This window comes from Chryseolinea serpens (assembly GCF_900129725.1).
Lineage (GTDB): Bacteria > Bacteroidota > Bacteroidia > Cytophagales > Cyclobacteriaceae > Chryseolinea > Chryseolinea serpens.
The window spans coordinates 956,111-976,123 of record NZ_FQWQ01000002.1 but is presented as its reverse complement, the minus strand read 5'-3'; the positions used below and the strand labels follow the sequence as shown (position 1 = coordinate 976,123).

Here is a 20,013-nt window from a genome sequence, read left to right as displayed (position 1 = left end):
CTGGCGGAGCGCGCCGTTGAAACTGCTATATTGCAAAACTCCATGGTAAAGAATTATCTGAAAATAGTGATCCGCTTCATGCTGCGGCATAAAGGATTTTCCCTGATCAACATCGCGGGCCTTACCATCGGGATCACCAGCACACTGCTCATCATCCTTTACATTCGCGACGAACTGCGCTACGACACATTCCATCCCGATGCGGCCGGCATCTACCGGCTGGGATTCTCGGGCGCGTTGGAAGGTCGCTCGTTCAGCTCAACCCAAACCGGCAGTCCGGTGGCGGACGTTTTGCGCAAAGAGATCCCGGGTGTGGACGGCACTTTGCGCATGGCGTGTTGGGCTACCTTTCCGGTCCGCTACAAAGACCGGGCGTTCACCGAACCCAAGCTGCTGCTGGTGGACGAGAATTTTTTCCGGTTCTTTCATTTTAATTTGATCGAAGGCAACCCCGACTCGGTGTTAAGGGGCGAGCGAAAGATCGTCATCACCGAATCGGCGGCCCGTCGTTATTTTGACTACAAGGGCCGAGGCGATAAAACACCAATCGGGAAAATCCTCGCGTTGGCCCAGGGCTACAATGCACACGTGAGCGGTATTGCCGAAGACCCGCCGCTCAATTCGCATTTCCACTTCACGATGCTGCTCTCCCTGTCGTCGTGGGACGAAGCCAACTCCCGCGACTGGCTGACCCGCCGGCTCGTGACCTATTTCAAACTCAAACCCGGCGCCCCGGCCGACGAGGCCATGAGCCGCCTGAACGGTTTGACGGAAAAGAAAGTGGGCCACGAACTGGGCCACCAGAATCATTCGGATTGGGTTGCGTTCTCATCGCGGGGCAACCGCCTGCATTTCTTTGCCCAGCCCCTGCTGGACATTCACCTCCATTCGCAACTCGGCGACGAGATCGAACCCAACAGCGACATTCAATACATCTACATCTTCGGTTCCGTGGCCCTGCTGGTGACGGTGTTGGCCTGCATCAATTTTATGAACCTGTCCACCGCCCGTTCGGCCACGCGTGCCCGCGAGGTGGGGGTGCGCAAGGTGATCGGGGCGCCCTACCGGAACCTGGTCGGTCAGTTCCTGGTGGAATCCTTTAGCTATGTGATCGTGGCGGTGTTCATTTCCCTTTTTATGGTGATGGTCTCCCTGCCGGTGTTCAACTATTTTACCAACAAGGGGCTGACCTTGGATAGCCTTTTTACGCCGGTTTTCCTGGGAGGGCTCCTCATTTTCGTGGCGATGGTGGGCCTGCTGGCGGGGAGCTACCCGGCCTATTACCTGGCGCGATTCAACCCGGTGGAAGTGCTCACGGGGAAAATGCGATCGCCGCGCAAGCCTTTCAGCCTGCGCAACCTCCTGGTGATCTTCCAGTTTTTTATTTCGACCGTGCTCATCGTTTCCACCATCGTGGTCTACCAGCAACTGCGTTTTATTCAGGGCGCCAACATCGGGTTCGACAAGGCCAATGTCATCAATCTCCTACACACCAAGAACCTTCGCGACAACGGGGTGGCTTTTAAACGGGCGCTGATGGAATATCCCGAGATCAGTTCGGCCAGCTATGCCAACCGCCTGCCACCGCAGGTGGACTGGCAATCGGTATTCAAACCGGTGGATTCCGACAACGAATACCTGCTGGCCCTCTACGAAATGGACGCCGACCACCTGGAAACCATGCGCTACACCATGGTCAAGGGCCGATTCTTTTCCGCGCAGATCCCCGGCGACAGCAATGCGATCATCCTAAACCAGACGGCAGCAAAAAAACTGGGGTGGGAAGAATTTAAAGGCAAAAAGCTCGTTACCAACTACGATCACGACGGGCGGCAGCGCGAAGTGATCGGGATCATACAGGATTTTAATTTTCAGTCGCTCAAGGAGCCGCTGCAGCCCCTGGCCGTGGTGCTGGGACCGGAGCCGAACTGGGAAATGGCCATCCGCATCACCAAGGGAAATGCGGAAGAAAAGCTGGCCCTGATCCAGTCGTTCTGGAAAAAATATGCGCCGGATGCCCCGTTTGAGTACGAGTTCCTGGACTGGAACTTCGAAGCCAAGCAACAGGCCGAGAAACGCCTCGGCATGATCTTCACGGTGTTCACCTCGCTGGCGATTTTTATCGCCTGTCTGGGCCTGCTGGGGTTGGCCACCTTCAAAGCCGAGCAGGCCACCAAGGAAATCGGCATCCGCAAAGTGATGGGCGCCACGGTGGGCGACATGGTGTTGATGATCAACAAGGACTTTTTAAAACTGGTCGTCACCGCCAACTTGCTGGCCTGGCCGGTGGCCGGGTGGGCCATGCACCGGTGGCTGGACCAGTTTGCTTTCCGGATCGCCTTTCCCTGGTCGGCCTTCCTCATTGCCGGGGGCATCACATTGGTCATTGCCTTTGTGTCGGTGAGCTTCCAGGCCGTGAAGGCCGCGTCCGGGAATCCGGTAAAATCCTTGAGAAATGAATAGGTTGGTGCAACCTTTCTTTTTCTTTTTTAGTCTACATAGTATCCAGGCCGGCCGGAAAAAAAATCCGGATGGGCAATAGGGGTAAACCAAAGGTGGGGTGTCTAACAGCAAACCCCTTTAAAAAACTGAAACGCATTAATACAAGTTTTATGAAATTTCCGAAAAACCTCCTCTCCCTCGCGTTGTTCGCTGCCGCCGTGCAGGTGGCCTGCGCCCAAGAATCAAAAGAAATTACCAAAGACCTGAAGCCCTTCCGCAAAGTGATCGTCTCCCCCCGCGTGAACCTCATCCTGGAACAAGGCGACCATGAAGGCATCCGCCTGGTCTACAACAACGTGACTGCCGACAAAATCAATATCAAAGTGTCACACCACACCCTCCGCGTCTACCTGGACGACGCCAAGGTGACCGAGCGGAACGAATATGTAAACTCGCACAGCAGACACGGCATCTACCACAATGTGAGCATCACAGCTTATGTGACCTATAAAGAATTGGAACACCTCGAAATCCGCGGCAACCAGGAATTGACCTGCACCAGCCCGCTGCGCGCCGAAAAATTTGTTTTGAAGGCCTATGGCGAGAACGAGATCACCCTCGCCTCGGTGAAAGCCGAATATATGAAGACCAGCCTGTATGGCGAGAACAAGCTCCGGATCAAAGGGGGTAAAGCCGAATACCAGAAATATAAACTCTTTGGAGAGAACAAGATCGATACGCAGGAATTGAAGAGCTACTCCACCACGGCCAACATTTTTGGCGAAAGCAACCTCAAACTGAACACCCGAGACCAACTGAAGGTGAATGCCTTTGGCGAGTCGCAGGTTTCCTATCAAGGCGATGCCAGTGTAAACAGAGGCCTGATCTTTGGCCACGCCGAAATCAACAAGCTGAATAATTAACGACTATATCGTGAGGAGAGTAGCCTTTGTTGCGAATGCAGCAAGGGCTATTTTTTTTGAGATGTATTAGAATCCGAAACCCAACTGCTTGTCGTCGATTTTGCGCACGGCCTTTGGTTTGCCGCGGGGCACGGAGATGGCTTCGCCTTTTCTGATGTAAAGCAAATATCCGGTGATGTCGGTGAAATTCATCTGCCGGAGGATCTCCATGTATTCCGAAACTTGTTGCTGATCGGCCTTGGCCGGCTCGCCCGTTTTGAAATCGATGACCACGGCTTTTTTGTCTTTGATGAGCAACCGGTCGATCCGGTTCTCGGCGCCGCCGGGCATGAGGATGGGGATTTCCGTGCGCACATCCCACGCTTCGCTAAACCACGAGGCGATCTGATCGTTGCGCATCAATTCTTGCAACTGCTCATAGAGCACTTCTTTTTGTTCGAGGGTGATCAGTCCTTCGAGCACAATGCGGTCGAGTGTGTCGGGAATGTCTTGCGCATACGCGATACGGGAAAGGACGGTGTGGAGATAAATGCCGTACGAGATCTTCTCCTGTTGTTCCGTGGGGGTGTCTTCAAAAAACGTTTTTGCCGACTGACGCATCACCAATTTATCGCGCCAGCGAAACGACGTGTAGACCGGGAGACCCAGGGCCGTGTCGTCGTGTTTGGCAGGGGTGGCGGAGGCTGTCCAGGTGCCGGTGTTAAATTCCTGGCGCGCTTCGTTCCATTGCTTTTCGTCTTCTTTGGGAAGGCTGTTGTATAAAAGCTGCGCCACATTTTTCTTGCGCACGTCGGGGTGCGGGGCCATGACGATGAGGCCTGCCTCTGCACGGGTGAGCGCCACATACAAAAGGTTGAGGTTGTCGAGGTAGCTGCGGGTGCGCTCGGTTTCGTAGTAGCCGGCGAAATAAGTTTGTTGCAGGGTGCTCGAATATTTTACGGGCATAAAACCGGCGTCGGCAAAAGGCTGTTCGGGAGCCGTCACCCAGAGGTGCGGCGCGCGCATGCTATCGTGGTCGAGATTCCAGGCACAAAACGGGATGATCACGTACTTGAACTGCAATCCCTTCGACTTGTGGACGGTGAGGATCTGCGCCGCGTCCACATCACCCGAAACCTGCACGGATTTTTTTTGTTTGTTGGCCTCCCACCACTCCAGGAAAGCGCCGAGGTCGTTTTTTTCGCGGGTATAAAATTCCAATACTAAATTCTGGAACGCCAGCAGGTAGGCGATCTCACCGCTGATGTTGCCGATCTGAAAAATGTCCACCAGCGTTTCTGTCAATTCAAAGAGCGGCAGTTTTTTCAACGCCGCCTTTTCTTTCTTGAACGCGTCGGGAAGATTGCCTTCAAAGAACACCTGGTTGGTCACGGCAAACACTTCCGTGAGCGAGCGATCCGGCTCATGCAATTTTGCAAATTCATAACCGAGTTGCGCGCGCGCAATGGCATCGTCGGGGTTGAGCAGGTAGCGCATGGCCCCCAACAACAAGTTCACCGATGCGGCACCATCCAGGCGCAACGACTCGTTCGACACCACGTCATAGGAACATCCCGGCTTGGCGTGGCCGGAGTTTTTGTATTGCAGCAAGTGTGACACGATCTCCTGGCCTTCTTCGTTTTTGCGTACCAGGAAGGCAATGTCTTTTAACGGCACGCCCATTTCCTGGAGCTTCTCCAGGTAGCGCGGCACCTCCTCCAAAGCCTGCTCTTTCCAATTCACGTCGGCGTCTTCCTGCAAGAATTTTACCTGCACAAACCCTTCTTCCGTGCGTGATATTTTTTGGGTGATGTCGTGATAGGCTTCCTTCGGAATGGACTGCCCGGTTTCCAGCGCCACGATAGCCGAGGCTTTTTCAAACACTTTGTTGTTGAAGTCCACCACCACCAGCGCGCTCCTGAAATTGCTGCTCAACTCCTTCACCGACACGCGTGCCGGACCAATGTGTTGTTCGATCTCCTGTTGCAGCAACTTGAGATCGCCCCCACGCCACCGGTAGATCGCTTGCTTCACATCGCCCACGACGAGGCTGGTGTAGCCCTGGTCGAGGCTGTTGACCAGGAGGGGAAGGAAATTTTTCCATTGCATGGCCGACGTGTCCTGGAATTCGTCGATGAGATAGTTCCGGTAGAACGAGCCAACCTTCTCATAAATAAAAGGGGTGTCGCTGTCCTGGATAACGCCGTTGAGAAATTTGGGGGCGTCGGCCAGCAGCATCAGGTTGTTCTCGTCTTTGTATTCGCGCAGTTTGCGTGAAATGTCGGAGAGGAGGCCAAAGACATATAGATTTTGCAATGCCACTTCGGCGCTGAGACTTTTTTTGTAGTGCAGCTCATAGTCTTCCATGAGCTGGCGCAGGATCGGGATGAGCTTTTGGTCGGCCACCGCGATCAGTCCCCGCCGGTCACGACATTTTTTGCTGGGCCAGTTTTCGGCGGTTAAGTACGTGGGCAGGCGGCCGCCGGGAGGGTTGATCTCTTTTAATTTTTTCTCCGAAGCAAATTGCTCCAGGAAGCCGTAGATGCCGGAGCCTTTTCCATAGTGAATGTCAGACGGATCCCATTCGGAGAGAATGGCCACCGCCTCCCGTGCCGGGCCCGTCACTTTGCTGGTGAAGAAGTTTCGCTGTTGCCACAAGGTGGCCCGCAAGGTGTTGAAGAACTTTCGGTCGCCGGTGGTTTTGATCACCTGGTCTTCGATGTCTTTGAACTCCTCGCGAAAGATCTCGTTGCTGAATTCCAGGAGACTTTGCCGCACATCCCAGGCCCGCTCGTTTTCCAGGTTCTCCTTGGCAAACTCGACCACCCAATCCGTGAGTTCTTTGTTGGCACCCAATTCGTCGATGAGGTTGTCGATCACTTCTTCGAGCACGGCATCCTGCTCGATCTCCAGGCGGTAGTCGCCGACCAACCCAGCCTCGCGGGTGAAGGAGCGGATCACTTTCTGAAAAAAGGCGTCGATGGTGCTGATGGAAAACTGGGCGTATTTGTGAAGGATGGCGGCCTGAGCTTCCTGGGCGTATTGCTGAAACGTGTTGTCGTCGAGTTCGAGTTCTTTTTTCAGCTCTTCGGCCAGTTCGTTGGCACGGCCGTTGGCAAAGTCGTCGAGGTAGGCCAGGATACGGTCCTTCATTTCCTGCGTGGCCTTGTTGGTGAAGGTCACCGCCAGGATGTGCTTGAAGTAGTCGGCCCGGTAGCGCAAGGCCAGCAGCAGATACGCTTTGGCTAGCGTACGCGTTTTGCCGGAGCCGGCCGAGGAACGATATATCGAGAAAAGCTTATCCAGAAAATGCGAAATGTTAAGGTGATGACAGGCAAAAAAATGAACCGGAAACTTACGGAACAATCCGCGACAAACGCAACGAACGGGGATGGATATTCCGCGAAAGCAAGCTTTTTATCATCGCAACGCCGCCAACCGGGAGCGTATTACCTCGAGATGCGATACCGTATTAAATGATAGCAAAATTCCATACCTTGAAGCGGTCTATGAGAAAACTGTACTTTTTAGTTCCAAGGCTTGTTTACTCTTTTCCGGCACAGTTGCTCTTGAACAACATCAAACGCAACCACGTGCTGATCCTGTGTTGGATCATCCTGTTTGCCATGGTCACGGGCAGCTTTGGCAAATACCTCGGCATCCCCTACCTTTTCCTGGACCCCGAATACCTCAACCAAGTAAACTTCCGCAGCTTTTTTATCATCGGCATGGTGTCGGCGGGCTTCACCACAGCCTTTCACATCACGTGTTATATCACCGACGGTCATCGCTTTTCGTTTGTGGGCGCATTGAGCCGGCCCTTTTCAAAGTTCGTCCTGAACAACAGCATCATTCCCACCGCCTTCCTCATTGTCTATGTGACGGAGATCATCCAGTTTCAAATCAACAATGAATACAGCCGCGCCGGCGACCTGGCGTGGAACCTGGGTGGACTCATTGCAGGCTACCTGGTGATGTCGGCCATCTTCTTTGTTTATTTCTGGCTGACGAACAAAGACATCTTCCGCTATGTGGTTTGCCGCATCGACGAGAAGATCAAACAAAATGTGAAAGTCACGCGCGCCAGTGCCATGAAGAAGCTGGACATCGCCCGCAAGAAACAGATCCGCGTCGACAACTATTTGGATTTCGATTTGAAAGTGAGGCCCGTGGAGGATTCCGGCTTCTACGACAAGGCCACCATTTTGCAAGTGTTCGACCAAAACCATTTCAACCTCGTCGTCATCGAACTGTTCATCTTTGGCTTCGTGCTGTTGCTGGGCCTGTTCAAGGACTACCCTGCGTTCCAGCTCCCAGCCGCGGCCAGCTTCATCATCTTCCTCACCATTTTCGTGATGATGGCCGGCGCCTTTTCGTATTGGTTTGGCGGATGGTCCGCCACGACAGCCCTCATTCTTTTCCTGGTGCTGAATCACCTGGTAGGAGAGGAGTATCTCACCCGGCGCTATGAAGCGTTTGGGTTGGATTATTTCAGACCCGCCTCCGAATATTCCGTCAACTCGCTCCGCGCGCTCAACGACACCACGCACCTGCAACGCGACTGGCACACAAACTTTCCGATGCTGGAAAACTGGCGCAAGAAATTTCCGGACGACAAGAAACCCAAAATGGTATTCCTCTGCGCCAGTGGCGGCGGCAAGCGCGCAGCACTCTGGACGCTCACGGCCCTGCAAACGGCCGACAGCCTTACCCACGGCGCGCTCATGGAACAAAGCATCCTCATCACCGGTGCATCCGGCGGCCTCATTGGCGCTAGTTATTTCCGCGAGCTCAAACTCCGCGAGAAGCAAGGCCAGAACCCACACCCCTATTCCGAAGTCCACCGCCAACGCATCTCGACCGATAACCTGAACCCACTCATCTTTAGCCTCATGGCCAACGACCTGTTTGTGGGCTTCACCAAGTTCGAATACAACGGCAACTATTACTATCGCGACCGCGGCTACACCTTCGAAGAGCAACTGAACCAGATCACCGAGCGCATGATGGACAAACCCATCAAAGCCTACGACAGCGTGGAACTGCAGGCCATCGTCCCCATGGTGATCCTCGCGCCCACCATCGTGAACGACGGCCGCAAACTCTACATCGCCGCCCGCCCCGTGTCGTTCATGAACTACGACATCATGAGCTTCCCCGACTATGACCTCTCCAAATATGCGGGCATCGATTTTTTCACCTTGTTCAAGGAGCAAAATGCGGGCGACCTCCGTTTCCTTTCCGCGTTGCGCATGAGCGCTACTTTCCCGTACATAACGCCCAACACAACCCTGCCCACGGAACCCGCCATCAAGATCATGGATGCGGGCATTTCCGATAACTTTGGATTGACGGATGCGGTGCGTTTTGTTTATGCCTATAAAGATTGGATTGCTGAAAACACATCGGGTATCGTCTTCGTATCCATACGCGATTCACCGAAGCTCGGTGCTATTGCCCCCAAGGTTGGACAGACCATCATTGACGATATGACGCAACCTATCAGCAGCGTTTATAATAACTTTGAGAATTTTCAGGATATCAACAGCGATATGTTTATCAACCAGGCAAAGTATTGGTTTCATAATAAGATCGATCGCGTTGACATACAGTACCAGTCTGAATCCTATACACCGATTCTTCAGAAGATGGACAGCATCCGTCAAAACAACTCACGCGCCTCGCTGAGCTGGCGGTTGACTACGCGGGAGAAGTATGGGATTATTTCTTCGATTAACTCGGAGGATAATAAGGCGGAGTTGAAGCGGTTGGAGGGGTTGCTGAAGTAGGTGATTAAGAGGTATAAAGTGAAAGAATTCAAACTTTGGTTGGAATTTGAGGCCGTTGATCCAGGAAACGGGGACGTTGAAAATGACTTCGCAAATGTTCTAGTTGAATTGCCTGATGGGCGACGGTATGGAATAAATGTCTGGACCTACAAATTTCTGGAAACCGCTGTAAAGAACGATGAAGCTTCCGGCGCTAATTTGAATGGATTATACCTCGTGCCACCTGATCTTTTTGTGAAAGAGTTAACACGTCCTTGTATTGAGAGCGCTATTGAGAACTTATTGAAAAAGGGTAATATCGAAGATTGCCTGAATCCCAGCGTTATTGCAAAATTAAATGAGTAAGGAGAAAATTAAAGCTTGGGATGGCGAGGAATTCGTACTTGTCATCAGCGAAGACGGCTATTGTTTTTGTCCCGTTTGTGGCGAAAAGTCGAAAGACAAGGATTGGAGACCTTATGATGAAGATGGCAATCCTTCCTATGACATCTGTTCCTGCGGATTTGAATTTGGGTTCGATGACGGAGGCTGCCCACCATACACTAAAAGCTGGGAATCGTATCGAAAAAAATGGCTTAACGGAGAGGTGGAAATTATTTTTGGCAGACGTCTGAGTTTAGCCGAAAAGATCGAACAATTGAAGAATTTGGGGTGATCCTCGTTCTCCGCCCTTGTTAGTGAAGAACACCATTGAGAACTATCTGCTTTGCAACCTACTCACCGTTTGAAAGATCTCCTCAAAGGAGGACTCTACACATGTTATTAATAAACAGGTCAATGGGTCCGTGCAGGTCCACATATCTCCATCACTTCTCATCTCTCCGCTGGTTTCCTTTTTCCATAAAATGTTGGATTTTTTCTTGGAGTACAACGTGGTAGTCAATCGCATAGTGATTTGGTCGCCTTTGTGTACGGAATGAATGTTATCGTACTTCACGACATAGTCTGCTTTAAATTGACCGGAAACCTGGCCGAGATCTTCAGAATGCAGTTCGCGCCGTCTCACTACCTGGAAAATTGAATGGGGCGGATATTCATTAAAGTATAATTGAAGCACTTCGGCCGAGTAGGTTGGGATGAGCTCATAGTATTTAGACTTTTTGATCTCCGGTTCCATGGCCTTGGCAGCTTTCAACTGCTCGACGAGACGTTTCTTGCGTTCCTCGGTATCTTTGTCCCTCTCGTCAGGAGAGTTATAATAATCCAATAGCTTCTCCATTTGTGTTATCGAATGATAATATCTTCGAATGTATGCCGTCTGAACAGTGTCTACGTAATATTCCAATTCATTATGTATTACTGCCGTATCTGGGACGATAATCACCATTTTAAACGGTCGATACGGACTTTTTTGCCCATAGGTGACAGCGCAATTGAGAAGAAAAAATATAAATGGTAATATTTTCATTTGCTGGCGAAAGTGACGGATGTTGCGATCTGGGTGCGCTTTAGGAGTGGCTTCGGGTGGCATGCCGGCAAATATAATTCATCTAAGTCAATGGCCACACAACATGATCCCACCGCCCTCCCGCCCTTGTTGGTGTTCTTCGCCAACAAGAATTTAGGGGACAAATCATTGACGCCCAGAATACATGATCCAAGGGAATACCCATCGCTCTAAATGCTGGTCGCATCAAGCGCGTGTAACTTGAATGACTATTGTTCGATGCTTGTTGGTGAAGAACGCCAACAAGGGCGTGCGCGGAGGGTGACGGCGTGTGGCGATCGGGTGACTACTCTGTCCGTAATGCATCCGCAGGATTGCTAAACGCCGCCTTCAACGCCTGAAAGCTAATCGTCAGCAAAGCAATCATCACCGAAGCAGCGCCCGCCAACGCGAAGATGCCCACGCCAATTTGAATGCTGTATTGAAAATCCTTCAACCATTGTGTCATCACAAAATAGGCCACGCCACTGGCAAGCACAAACGCCACCAGGATCAGCATGATGAACTCGGATGAGAGCTTATAGAATATCGTGGCATTGCTGGCCCCCAGTACTTTTCGGATTCCGATTTCTTTCTTGCGTTGTTCCGCCGTAAAGGCCGACAACGCGAACAATCCCAACCCAGCAATCACCAACGCCAAAACCGTGAAGTGCGTAAACATGTTGGCAAAAGCCTGCTCATTGCGATAGAGGTTTGCGAATTGTTCATCCAGGAAAGCGTACTCGTAAGTCGTGCCCGGATTCACTTTTTTCCAAGTAGCTTCCACATAAGCCAGTGTATTCTGAATGTCGCCGGCTTTGATTTTGATCGACAAAGCGTTGTTGTCTTTGTTGTAGAGCATAAACATAGGCTCCAGCTTATGCCGGATCGTAGCAAAATGAAAATCCTTTACGACACCAACGACGGTGTATTGTGTTTGGTCGGCCACTGTGGCCCCCGATTGCAACCCGATCTTCTTACCCAGGGCATCGTTCCACTTCAAAAGCCGGAGCATTTCCTCATTCACGATGATCGACAGCGAGTCGGCGAACTCGACGGAGAAATTCCGGCCGGCGGCCATTTTCATGTCCATGGTGGGAATGAAGTTTTCGTCGGCCACCATGACGCTGGTGATGATGTTGGTTTCGCTGGTGGAGCCTTCGGGGAAAATGTTGGTGCGCCCCAGTTGTTGTCCGAGACGCGCGGAGGAGGTGCCGGCGGAAACAATGTTTTCGTTGCGCATCAATTCCGTTTTCAGGGCGGTGGCGCGGGTCACGGCGTCGCCGTTTTGTTGGATGGTGATCACCTGGTCGCGGCTATAGCCCAGGTCGGCGCTGTAGATGAAGCGCATTTGCTGGTAGACAATGCCGGTGCCCACCATGAGCGCGATGGAGATGGTGAACTGCAGTACCACCAGGGCCTTGCGCAGCTGAATGCCGCGTGTAGAATTTTTGAACGATCCTTTCAGCACCAGGATCGGTTTGAAAGCCGACAACACAAATGCCGGATAAATTCCGGCCAATACGCCCACCACCAGCACCAAACCACCCAGCATGAGGAGGCTTGAAGGCTGCAACAGGATCATGACGTCGGCAAACCGTTGATACGTGCTGTTCAGCACGGGTACCGCGGCAAATACGATCACCACAGCCAATATGGCGGCCACGGTGGTTACGACAATAGATTCGATCAGGTGTTGTCCGATGAGTTGATATTTCACGGCGCCGATCACTTTGCGCATGCCCACTTCCTTGGCCCGTCCGGCCGATTTTGCCGTGACGAGGTTCATGAAATTCACGGCCGCCAAAATCAGGATGAGGGCGGCGATGGTGGAGAGTACATACACATTGAGGATATCCGATTTGTTTGCGTTGGTTTCGAACAAGATCTCCTTCGACTTCAAATGAACATCGCGTAGCGGCTGCACATCGGGTGTGAAAAATTGGTAGGCGTTATTCTTTTTGGTGATGGCCTGGAGTTTTGCATTGAGGTCGGGGATATTGGCGGGTTTGTCCAGGAGCAGATAAGAGAAAGTGAAAATCCCTTGCCACGTTTCCAATGCCTGGCGCAGCCCGTCGTCATTTTGGCCGGGCACCAGCGAGTGGAGCAGGTCGAATTGCAGGTGCGACGTTTTGGGAAGGTCGGCGATGACGGCCGTCACAAACAAGTCGGTGGTTTGGTTGAGCTTCACGGTCTTGCCCACCGGTTCTTCATTGCCGAATATTTTCTTTGCCAGGGTCTTGGTGATCACGATCGAGCCCGGTTTGTCGAGTGCGCCTTTTTTCTCGCCATCCAGGATGGGAAAATCGAATACGTCGAACACAGAAGGGTCTACGCGAAAGGCGGCTTCGCATTTCAGGATGTTGTCGCCATAGCGTAGGTCGTAGCGGCCGCCACCGGTGAAGCGCACGCTTTCCGTCACTTCGGGCAATTCGGCCTCGGCGGTGGGCGCTAGCATGGGTTGGGTCACGCCCACGTGCTTGCTGCTCACCCCTTCGGCGCTATCGATGGTGAGGAGGCGCACGATGCGGTCGTAGTTGTGGTGGAACGTGTCGTAACTCAGGTCTTCTTCGATGTAGAGATAGATCATCATGCTGGCGGCGAGTCCGAAGGCGAGTCCGATGATCTTGATGAAGGAGTAGGCTTTCTGTTTCGTCAGATTGCGCAGACCGGTGATGAAGTAGCTTTTGAACATAGGGAGCGGATTAGTCGATCACGCCAAGTCAATTCCAATGCCACGCACAAAACGTCGAATGGAAGTGATTTGACGGGTTGGCGCTAAATCAGGTTGGACGAACACGTGCAAAATCGTCCGCCACCGGGCGACAAGGGGTTGAAGGGATCGCTAAAATTCAGTGCCGAAGCCGTTACTTTTCGGTGCGTTATACGTAAATTTAGATAGACACCAGACCGCGTTAGCCGGTAATAAAAAACACATATTTTCCTGCCGTGTTGTTCATCGTCGGCGAACCATGATGAGGAGTGTTTGTATTGCTTTGAATACTGACCAACTCAGAATATGAAAGGTTTAGCTTTTATGGCCATGATCATCATAGTGATGGGCGTGACCTCGTGCGACAAACCCACCGCTGCTCCCCAAAAAGACGAAACGGTTAATGCGACAGAAGTGGGTGAACGGAACAAAGCCATCGTGAATCAATACATCCAGGCCAGCCTGGTCGGCGACGTCGCCACCATGGAAATGTTTATGGCCCCCAATTTCAAAGATCACGGCCCTGTGAAGGGCGATACCACCAGACGTGCCAGCTACCTGGAAAGGACACGCAAGAACTGGGAAACCGTCTACGGTTCCATGAAATACGACCGCATCACTGCGCTGTCACACACCGAAGCGGAGGGCCCGCTCAAAGGTGACTGGGTGCTGGAGTGGGGCTCACTCGGTGTTACGTATAAAAATGGACGTCCACCGGTGTCGATCAAGATCCACGTGGTGTACAAAGTCATCGATGGAAAGATCACTTACGCATCATCGTATTACAATGAAGCCGATGCCCTGAAGCAGCAAGGTTATACGTTTGTGCCGGTGGAAGACAAAGTGAAAGAGCGGGTGATTAATTGAGCACGGTCGCCTCGCCCTTGTTGGTGTTCTTCACCAACAAGCATCGGGTGACAATCAATAGGCCAAAAGCACCTGATGTGAACGGCCTTTAAAAACAATGGGCATTCCCTTGCATTATGTATTCCGATACGTCAATGATTTAGTGCCCTAATTCTTGTTGGTGAAGAAATCAACAAGGGCGGGGTAATTTGAGGAATTCGTGGCAATAGGTGGTGGAATATAAACCTGTTCCAGCCCAACTTTTTGGCGGAGAAAAACATCAACAAGGACGGGCGAAAAACACCAAGCCTGCGCGTGGAAGTTGCGTCTTTGCGCCTTTGCGGTTAAACTTACACCATGAAAAACTTCTTCCTCATCTTCCTTCTCCTCGCATCATTAAGTACCCAAGCCCAATACCAAGCCGAAGAATTCCTAACCGCCAAGCTTAAAGCCCGTTATGGTGTGATGGTGGTCTACAATGGTCACACCAATTCCTTTACTTTTCGCATCGAAGCCGACTCGGTGAAAAACACCGAGGACCCCAACTTCCTCTGGGTCGACGGCAAACTTTTCCAGGCCACGATCATCCCCTTCCTTCAAAATCCAAAGGCCCCCGACGCAGCCGAACAAAAGCGCCTCCTCGAAGCCTACCGGAAGTATGAACAAGCTTATATCGAAAAAGAATTGAACGCAGGGCCCTTGAAAGGCAAAGCCGAATACCTGAACATCAACAACAAACCCATGCTGCTCTGGACGCTGACCATGCCCAAGGACAATCCATCGATCAGCAAGCAATTCTACATTTTCGCCATCTGTTTCGACCAGATGCTCACGTTCAACGCTCCCTTGGAAAAAGGAAAGGATGAAGCGGACATAAAAAAGATGATCGTGCGCTGCGCCGAAACCGTGGAGATCTTTCCCGGTCAACTACAGGACCTGAATAAATTGTATTACGAAGTGAAATAGGAGCGGAGTGTTTCACCTCACCATCGCTGCGCTTATTCGTTTCGCAGCGACTTCACAGGATTGGCCACCGCAGCCTTGACGGCCTGAAAACTTACCGTGGCAACCGCCAGTACAAACGCCAGACCACCGGCACTCGCCACAATCCACCATGGAATGGATATACGGTAGTCATATTCCTGTAGCCATTGGTTCATGGCCCACCAAGCCAACGGCGCCGCCAGCACAAAGGCCAGAATGATCAGCCGGGTAAATTCTTTCGACAGCAAAACGACCACGCTCGACACGGTAGCCCCCAACACTTTCCGAATGCCGATTTCTTTCGTGCGTTGTTCGGCCGTGAAGGCGGCAAGTCCAAAAAGCCCGAGACAAGAAATGAGAATGGCCAGGCCGGCAAAGAGATTGGCCAGGCGGCCGACGCGTTGAATGTTGGTGAATTTGCGGTTGAACTCGTCTTCCGTGAAACGGAAGGTGAACGGATACGAGGGGTTGTATTTCTTGAAGATCGCTTCCACCCCGGCCAATGCCTCCTGTGTATTTTTATTTTCCGGCAGCCGGAGCGTCACGTCGCTCATCCAGTTGGGATCAAAGACGAGTACGGTGGGATCGATCTGCCGCTGTGGCGAATTCATGATCACATTTTCGGTTACGCCGATGACGGTAAACTTGTGGTCGTCTATGGTCAGGGTTTCGCCGATGGGATTTTTGAGACCGATATATTCCACGGCTGTCTGGTTTAGGATGATCGAGGAGGAATCGTTGTAGGCATCCGAATAGTCGCGGCCCTGGAGCATTTTCACACCGAGGGTTTTCGTATAATCATAGTCCGTTCCGATGATGGCAAACGACGATCGTTGATCTTCGCGTTTGCCGGCCCAGCCCACTTCCTTGAAACCATAGATGGCCGTGATGGGACTCGACGATCGCATGACGTTTTCGGCCAGGCCGGAAGCCAGCAGCTCTTGTTTGATGGTGTTATAGTTCTTGGGAATGTCGCCTACAGAACCAATGGTGACCAGGCGTGCGCCGTCGTAGCCGGTGGGACGGTTTCTCAGGTGGTTGAGTTGTTTGTAGATTACCATCGTGGAAAAGATCAGCACGATGGAAAAGAAAAACTGGAGGGTCACCATCATCCGGCGGGGCGTGGTGCCGCTCTTGCCCATCTGCATTTTTCCTTTCAGCACCGCGGCGGGTTGAAACGAGGAAAGGTAGAGCGCGGGATAGCTGCCGGAAATAAAACCGGTCATCGCGATCACGCCAACCGAAACCAGCCACAGCAAAGGGTTTGTGAAGTCGATAAACAGCTTTTTGTCCACCAGGTCGTTGTAGAGCGGCAACAGGCTTTCTACCAATCCCACTGCGAGAATGAACGCGAGGATCGTTATAAAAAAAGTTTCTCCCAGGAATTGCACCACAAGGTCTTTGCGTTTGGAGCCGATGCTCTTGCGGATCCCTACTTCACGGGCGCGTCGTTCGGAGCGGGCCGTGGCCAGGTTCATAAAGTTGATGCAGGCGATCACCAGGATGAAGAGGGCGATGATAGTGAACATACGCACATACACGATGGTGCCCGTAGTGCTCTTGCCGTTTTCAAATTCGCCAAAAAGACGCCAGCGCTCCATGGGCAGGAACGTTACTTCCTGGGTGGAATTCTCCCGGTGTTTTTTGATGATATCTTTTGAACGGCTTTCAATGGCTTGTGCCTCGGCGCCTTTTGCAAATTCTACATAGAGATTGAAGGAGTTGTTGGACCACTGCGTCATCGCTTCTTTTGTCCAGGGTTCGCGGATAGCGTAGGTGCTGAAGGGCAACAGGCATTGGAACTGGAACGTGGAGTTGGTGGGGACATCTTTGGTTACGCCCGTCACGGTGAGTTCTCCCCGGTCGTCTACGCGGATCATTTTTCCGATCGGGTCTTCGTCGCCAAACAACGCTTTCGCCGTGCTTTCGGTGATGACCATGGTGGACGGATCCTTCAATTGGTTTTCGGCTGATCCTTGCACCACAGGGAATGAAAACATCTTCAGGAAGTCGTCGCCGGCATAATAACCGGTCCGGTACAATCGCTTTTCGCCATAGGTCAGCAAAAACTCGCGACCCCAGTCGGTGGGCGCCACGTGCACGATGTCGCGATCATGCTTGAGTTCTTCCCACAGCGGCAAGTTCACCGCCATCTGTGTTTGCACACCGCGGTCGCCAAGCCAGTTGATGTAGACGCGGTTCAGCTCGCTTTTCTTTTCATGAAAATTATCCCACGACCGCTCGTCGGCCACCCACAGAAAAATAAACATGCTGCATGCCAACCCAATGGAAAGGCCCGCGATGTTGATGAAGGAATACACCCTGCTTTTCTGCAGGCTTCTCCAGGCGATGACAAGATAGTTACGCAGCATATCGGTAGGTTTAGGGGTGAACTCAGTCGGGGTTATTCGTTTCGTAGGGCGTTGACCGGGTTGGCGATGGCCGCTCTGATCGACTCAAAACTCACCGTCGTCAACGCGATGACCAGGGCCGCCAGGCCGCTATACACAAAGATGAGTACGTCGATGGTGGTCTTGTATTCAAACCCTTCCAGCCATCGCGACATGGCATACCACGCCAGCGGCACGGCAATGACAAAGGCGATGAGCACCAACTTCACAAACTCCTTCGACATCAGGGCCACGATCTGGCGCACATCGGCACCCAACACTTTGCGCACACCGATCTCTTTGAAGCGGCGCTCGGCCATGAAGGTGGACAAGCCATACAATCCCAAACACGAAATCAGCATCGCCAGTAGCGTGAACGTGGTAATGATGGCCGACACTTTGCGGTCTTGCTCATAGTTCTTGCGGATGTTCTCGTCCAGGAACGTGTATTCAAAAGGGGTGTCGTCGATCATCTGCTTCCAGACTTTTTCCACGTCGGCGATCGTTTCTTTGAAATACCGGGTATCGGTTTTCAGCAGTACATAGTCGGGGCTCCGGGTCTCAAACAGTTGAAACAGCATCGGCCTGATTTTTTCTTTCAGCGTGCTCTGGTGGTAATCTTCGATCACTCCAATAACCTGGAACGTGTATTTAACTCCCTGCCACTCGGTGAACAACTCCTGGCCTACTGCCTTTTCGGGTTCGAAGCCCAGGGTTTTGGCGCCGGTGCGGTTGATCACCAGGTTGCCTTCTTTTTCCTGTGCCGTATCTTCCGAGAAGGTGCGGCCGGCGAGAATTTTCAGGTCGAGGATCTCCGTGAAGCCCGGACCCACGTGAATGTTCAGGTGATCGACCGCGTTGTCCATGTTGCCGCCCTGGGCATACAGCGAGAAATCGCTCCAGACTTGTGAGCCCGGCACATAGGCGGCCGAAGAAACTTGTTTCACATGCGCCACGCGCTGCAATTCAAGTTGCAGGGCCTTGGCATTTTTCAGCGCGTCGCCACTGCGCATCGGCAGCACGATGAGCGCGTCGGAATTGAAACCGAGATTTTTGTTTTCAATATACCGCAGCTGACTTCCGATAATGAGCATGCCACAAACCAACGCAATGGCGATCATGAACTGGAACACGACCAGCGATTGGCGCAAGAGCCCGGAGCCTCCACTCACGATAGCTTTTCCCTTCAACACCTGTGCCGGTTGGAACGAGGAGAGGTAGAACGCGGGATAACTGCCGGCCAACAGACCGGTGACGACCGTAAGCGCGCCCAACGCGCCGATCACATAGGCTGCGTTGCCGGAGTTGAACGAGATGTCTTTTCCCGTCAGGACATTGAAGAACGGAAGGGAAAGCTGCACCATCACCAGGCTGATCAAAATGGAGATGAGCACGATGATCATGGCCTCGCCCAGGATCTGCCCGATCAGCGAACTGCGAACCGCACCCATCGCTTTGCGCAACCCGATCTCGCCCGCGCGCTTGGTAGCTTTGGCGGTGGAGAGATTCATGAAATTGATACAGGCGATCAACAGGATGAACACCGCGATCGAGGCGATGATATAGATGTAGACGATGCGCGGGCTTTGGTGTACCTCCGAATACAAGTAAATGTCCTTCACCAGCTCGAGCGAAAGCGTCTTTGGGATACCCAGTGCTTTCATGTCTTCGGCGCCGTGACGCTGCAGCATTTCATTCAATTTCTTTTCGACGGTCTTCAAATTGTGACCGGGGGCGAGTTTGAGATAGGAAGGCACAAAATTCTGCCCCGCCCATTCGCCTTGCGCCTGATCCGAGCGCATGTATTCGGCCCAACCGGTGCTGGTCATGGAGGTGAAGAAGTGCGGCATCACGTGACTTTTGTGGTTGTCCATGAAGACGCCGGTGACCCTGAAATCGACGGCCGGACCTCCCTGGCTAATACTAATGATCTTGTTCAGGGCTTCGCTGTTCCCAAATAATTTTTTCGCGATCGTTTGGGAGATCACCACGCTGTTGGCGTCCACCAACGCTTTTTTCGGATTGCCTTCCGTGAGCGTGTAGGTCAGCACGTCGAACAGCGTCGAGTCGGCCAGGTAGCCTCCGGCTTCGTAGAAGATATTGTCTTCGTATTTGATCAGGCTTTCGCCCACACCGGGAGGACTGACCAATCGCGCGGCCGACACCACCTCCGGAATTTCGTCGTTCGCCGTCATGGCGATGGGGGGCGAAGCCGTGCCGCTTTCGTCGATGACCATCTCGCTATCGAAATGGGTGACAATGCGATAGAGGTTGTCGCTGTCGGCCAGGTGCTTGTCGACACTGAATTCGTCCTGGATATAGAACGCCAGCAATAAACAACAAGCCACACCCAGCGACAACCCGAAAATGTTGATGGCCGAGTAAGCTTTATTCCGGCTGATGTTGCGCAGCGCGATCGTGATATAATTTTTGAGCATAGCGATGAGATAGATTGGAAACGTTGTACCCAATATCAATGCCAGTCGGCAAGAGTGGCTTTTAGGGCCTTAAAATGCGATTT

Annotated in this window: 12 protein-coding genes; 7 read left to right on the top strand and 5 right to left on the bottom strand. The window is 52.3% G+C overall.

Going from position 1 to position 20,013, the window contains the following annotated elements; genetic code table 11:
* Positions 1 to 42 precede the first annotated feature (42 nt).
* Together BUB30_RS17970 and BUB30_RS17965 are read left to right on the top strand one after the other, a co-directional pair.
* Entirely contained in the window at positions 43 to 2,463 is a 2,421-nt protein-coding gene (locus BUB30_RS17970) for an ABC transporter permease (protein WP_073136575.1), read from the top strand.
* Positions 2,464 to 2,612: 149 nt separating this feature from the next.
* Positions 2,613 to 3,365, top strand: a complete 753-nt coding sequence (locus BUB30_RS17965; protein WP_073136573.1) for a GIN domain-containing protein — start codon at positions 2,613 to 2,615, stop codon at positions 3,363 to 3,365.
* Between the two features lie 66 nt (positions 3,366 to 3,431).
* Here BUB30_RS17965 and BUB30_RS17960 read toward each other — a convergent pair whose 3' ends face one another.
* Complete coding sequence (locus BUB30_RS17960; protein ID WP_073136571.1) at positions 3,432 to 6,710, bottom strand: UvrD-helicase domain-containing protein; 3,279 nt, start codon at positions 6,708 to 6,710, stop codon at positions 3,432 to 3,434.
* Positions 6,711 to 6,853: 143 nt separating this feature from the next.
* Here BUB30_RS17960 and BUB30_RS17955 point away from each other — a divergent pair, with 143 nt between their 5' ends.
* Genes BUB30_RS17955 through BUB30_RS17945 form a run of 3 tightly spaced genes read left to right on the top strand, consistent with a single transcriptional unit; the run spans position 6,854 to position 9,788 of the window.
* Positions 6,854 to 9,133 carry a patatin-like phospholipase family protein gene (locus BUB30_RS17955; RefSeq protein ID WP_073136569.1) on the top strand — a complete coding sequence of 760 codons (2,280 nt, stop codon included), beginning with the start codon at positions 6,854 to 6,856 and terminating at the stop codon, positions 9,131 to 9,133.
* An 18-nt stretch (positions 9,134 to 9,151) separates the two neighbouring features.
* Positions 9,152 to 9,478 (top strand): hypothetical protein, encoded by a 327-nt coding sequence (locus BUB30_RS17950; protein WP_073137386.1) that lies wholly within the window; start codon positions 9,152 to 9,154, stop codon positions 9,476 to 9,478.
* On the top strand, positions 9,471 to 9,788 hold the full coding sequence (locus BUB30_RS17945; protein WP_073136567.1) for a hypothetical protein: 318 nt from the start codon (positions 9,471 to 9,473) through the stop codon (positions 9,786 to 9,788). Before BUB30_RS17950 ends, BUB30_RS17945 begins: the two co-directional genes overlap by 8 nt.
* Positions 9,789 to 9,830: 42 nt before the next feature.
* Here BUB30_RS17945 and BUB30_RS17940 read toward each other — a convergent pair whose 3' ends face one another.
* Both BUB30_RS17940 and BUB30_RS17935 read right to left on the bottom strand, forming a co-directional pair.
* Positions 9,831 to 10,352 carry a hypothetical protein gene (locus tag BUB30_RS17940; protein WP_143164972.1) on the bottom strand — a complete coding sequence of 174 codons (522 nt, stop codon included), beginning with the start codon at positions 10,350 to 10,352 and terminating at the stop codon, positions 9,831 to 9,833.
* A 514-nt stretch (positions 10,353 to 10,866) separates the two neighbouring features.
* Positions 10,867 to 13,254 carry an ABC transporter permease gene (locus tag BUB30_RS17935; protein ID WP_073136563.1) on the bottom strand — a complete coding sequence of 796 codons (2,388 nt, stop codon included), beginning with the start codon at positions 13,252 to 13,254 and terminating at the stop codon, positions 10,867 to 10,869.
* A gap of 324 nt (positions 13,255 to 13,578) precedes the next feature.
* On the opposite strand from BUB30_RS17935, the gene BUB30_RS17930 reads away from it, so the two are divergent.
* Positions 13,579 to 14,139 carry a nuclear transport factor 2 family protein gene (locus BUB30_RS17930; protein WP_073136561.1) on the top strand — a complete coding sequence of 187 codons (561 nt, stop codon included), beginning with the start codon at positions 13,579 to 13,581 and terminating at the stop codon, positions 14,137 to 14,139.
* A gap of 336 nt (positions 14,140 to 14,475) precedes the next feature.
* Positions 14,476 to 15,084 (top strand): hypothetical protein, encoded by a 609-nt coding sequence (locus BUB30_RS17925; RefSeq protein ID WP_073136559.1) that lies wholly within the window; start codon positions 14,476 to 14,478, stop codon positions 15,082 to 15,084.
* A gap of 32 nt (positions 15,085 to 15,116) precedes the next feature.
* On the opposite strand, the gene BUB30_RS17920 is transcribed toward BUB30_RS17925, so the two are convergent.
* Together BUB30_RS17920 and BUB30_RS17915 are read right to left on the bottom strand one after the other, a co-directional pair.
* Complete coding sequence (locus BUB30_RS17920; protein WP_073136557.1) at positions 15,117 to 17,474, bottom strand: ABC transporter permease; 2,358 nt, start codon at positions 17,472 to 17,474, stop codon at positions 15,117 to 15,119.
* A 32-nt stretch (positions 17,475 to 17,506) separates the two neighbouring features.
* Entirely contained in the window at positions 17,507 to 19,930 is a 2,424-nt protein-coding gene (locus BUB30_RS17915; RefSeq protein WP_073136556.1) for an ABC transporter permease, read from the bottom strand.
* Positions 19,931 to 20,013 lie beyond the last annotated feature (83 nt).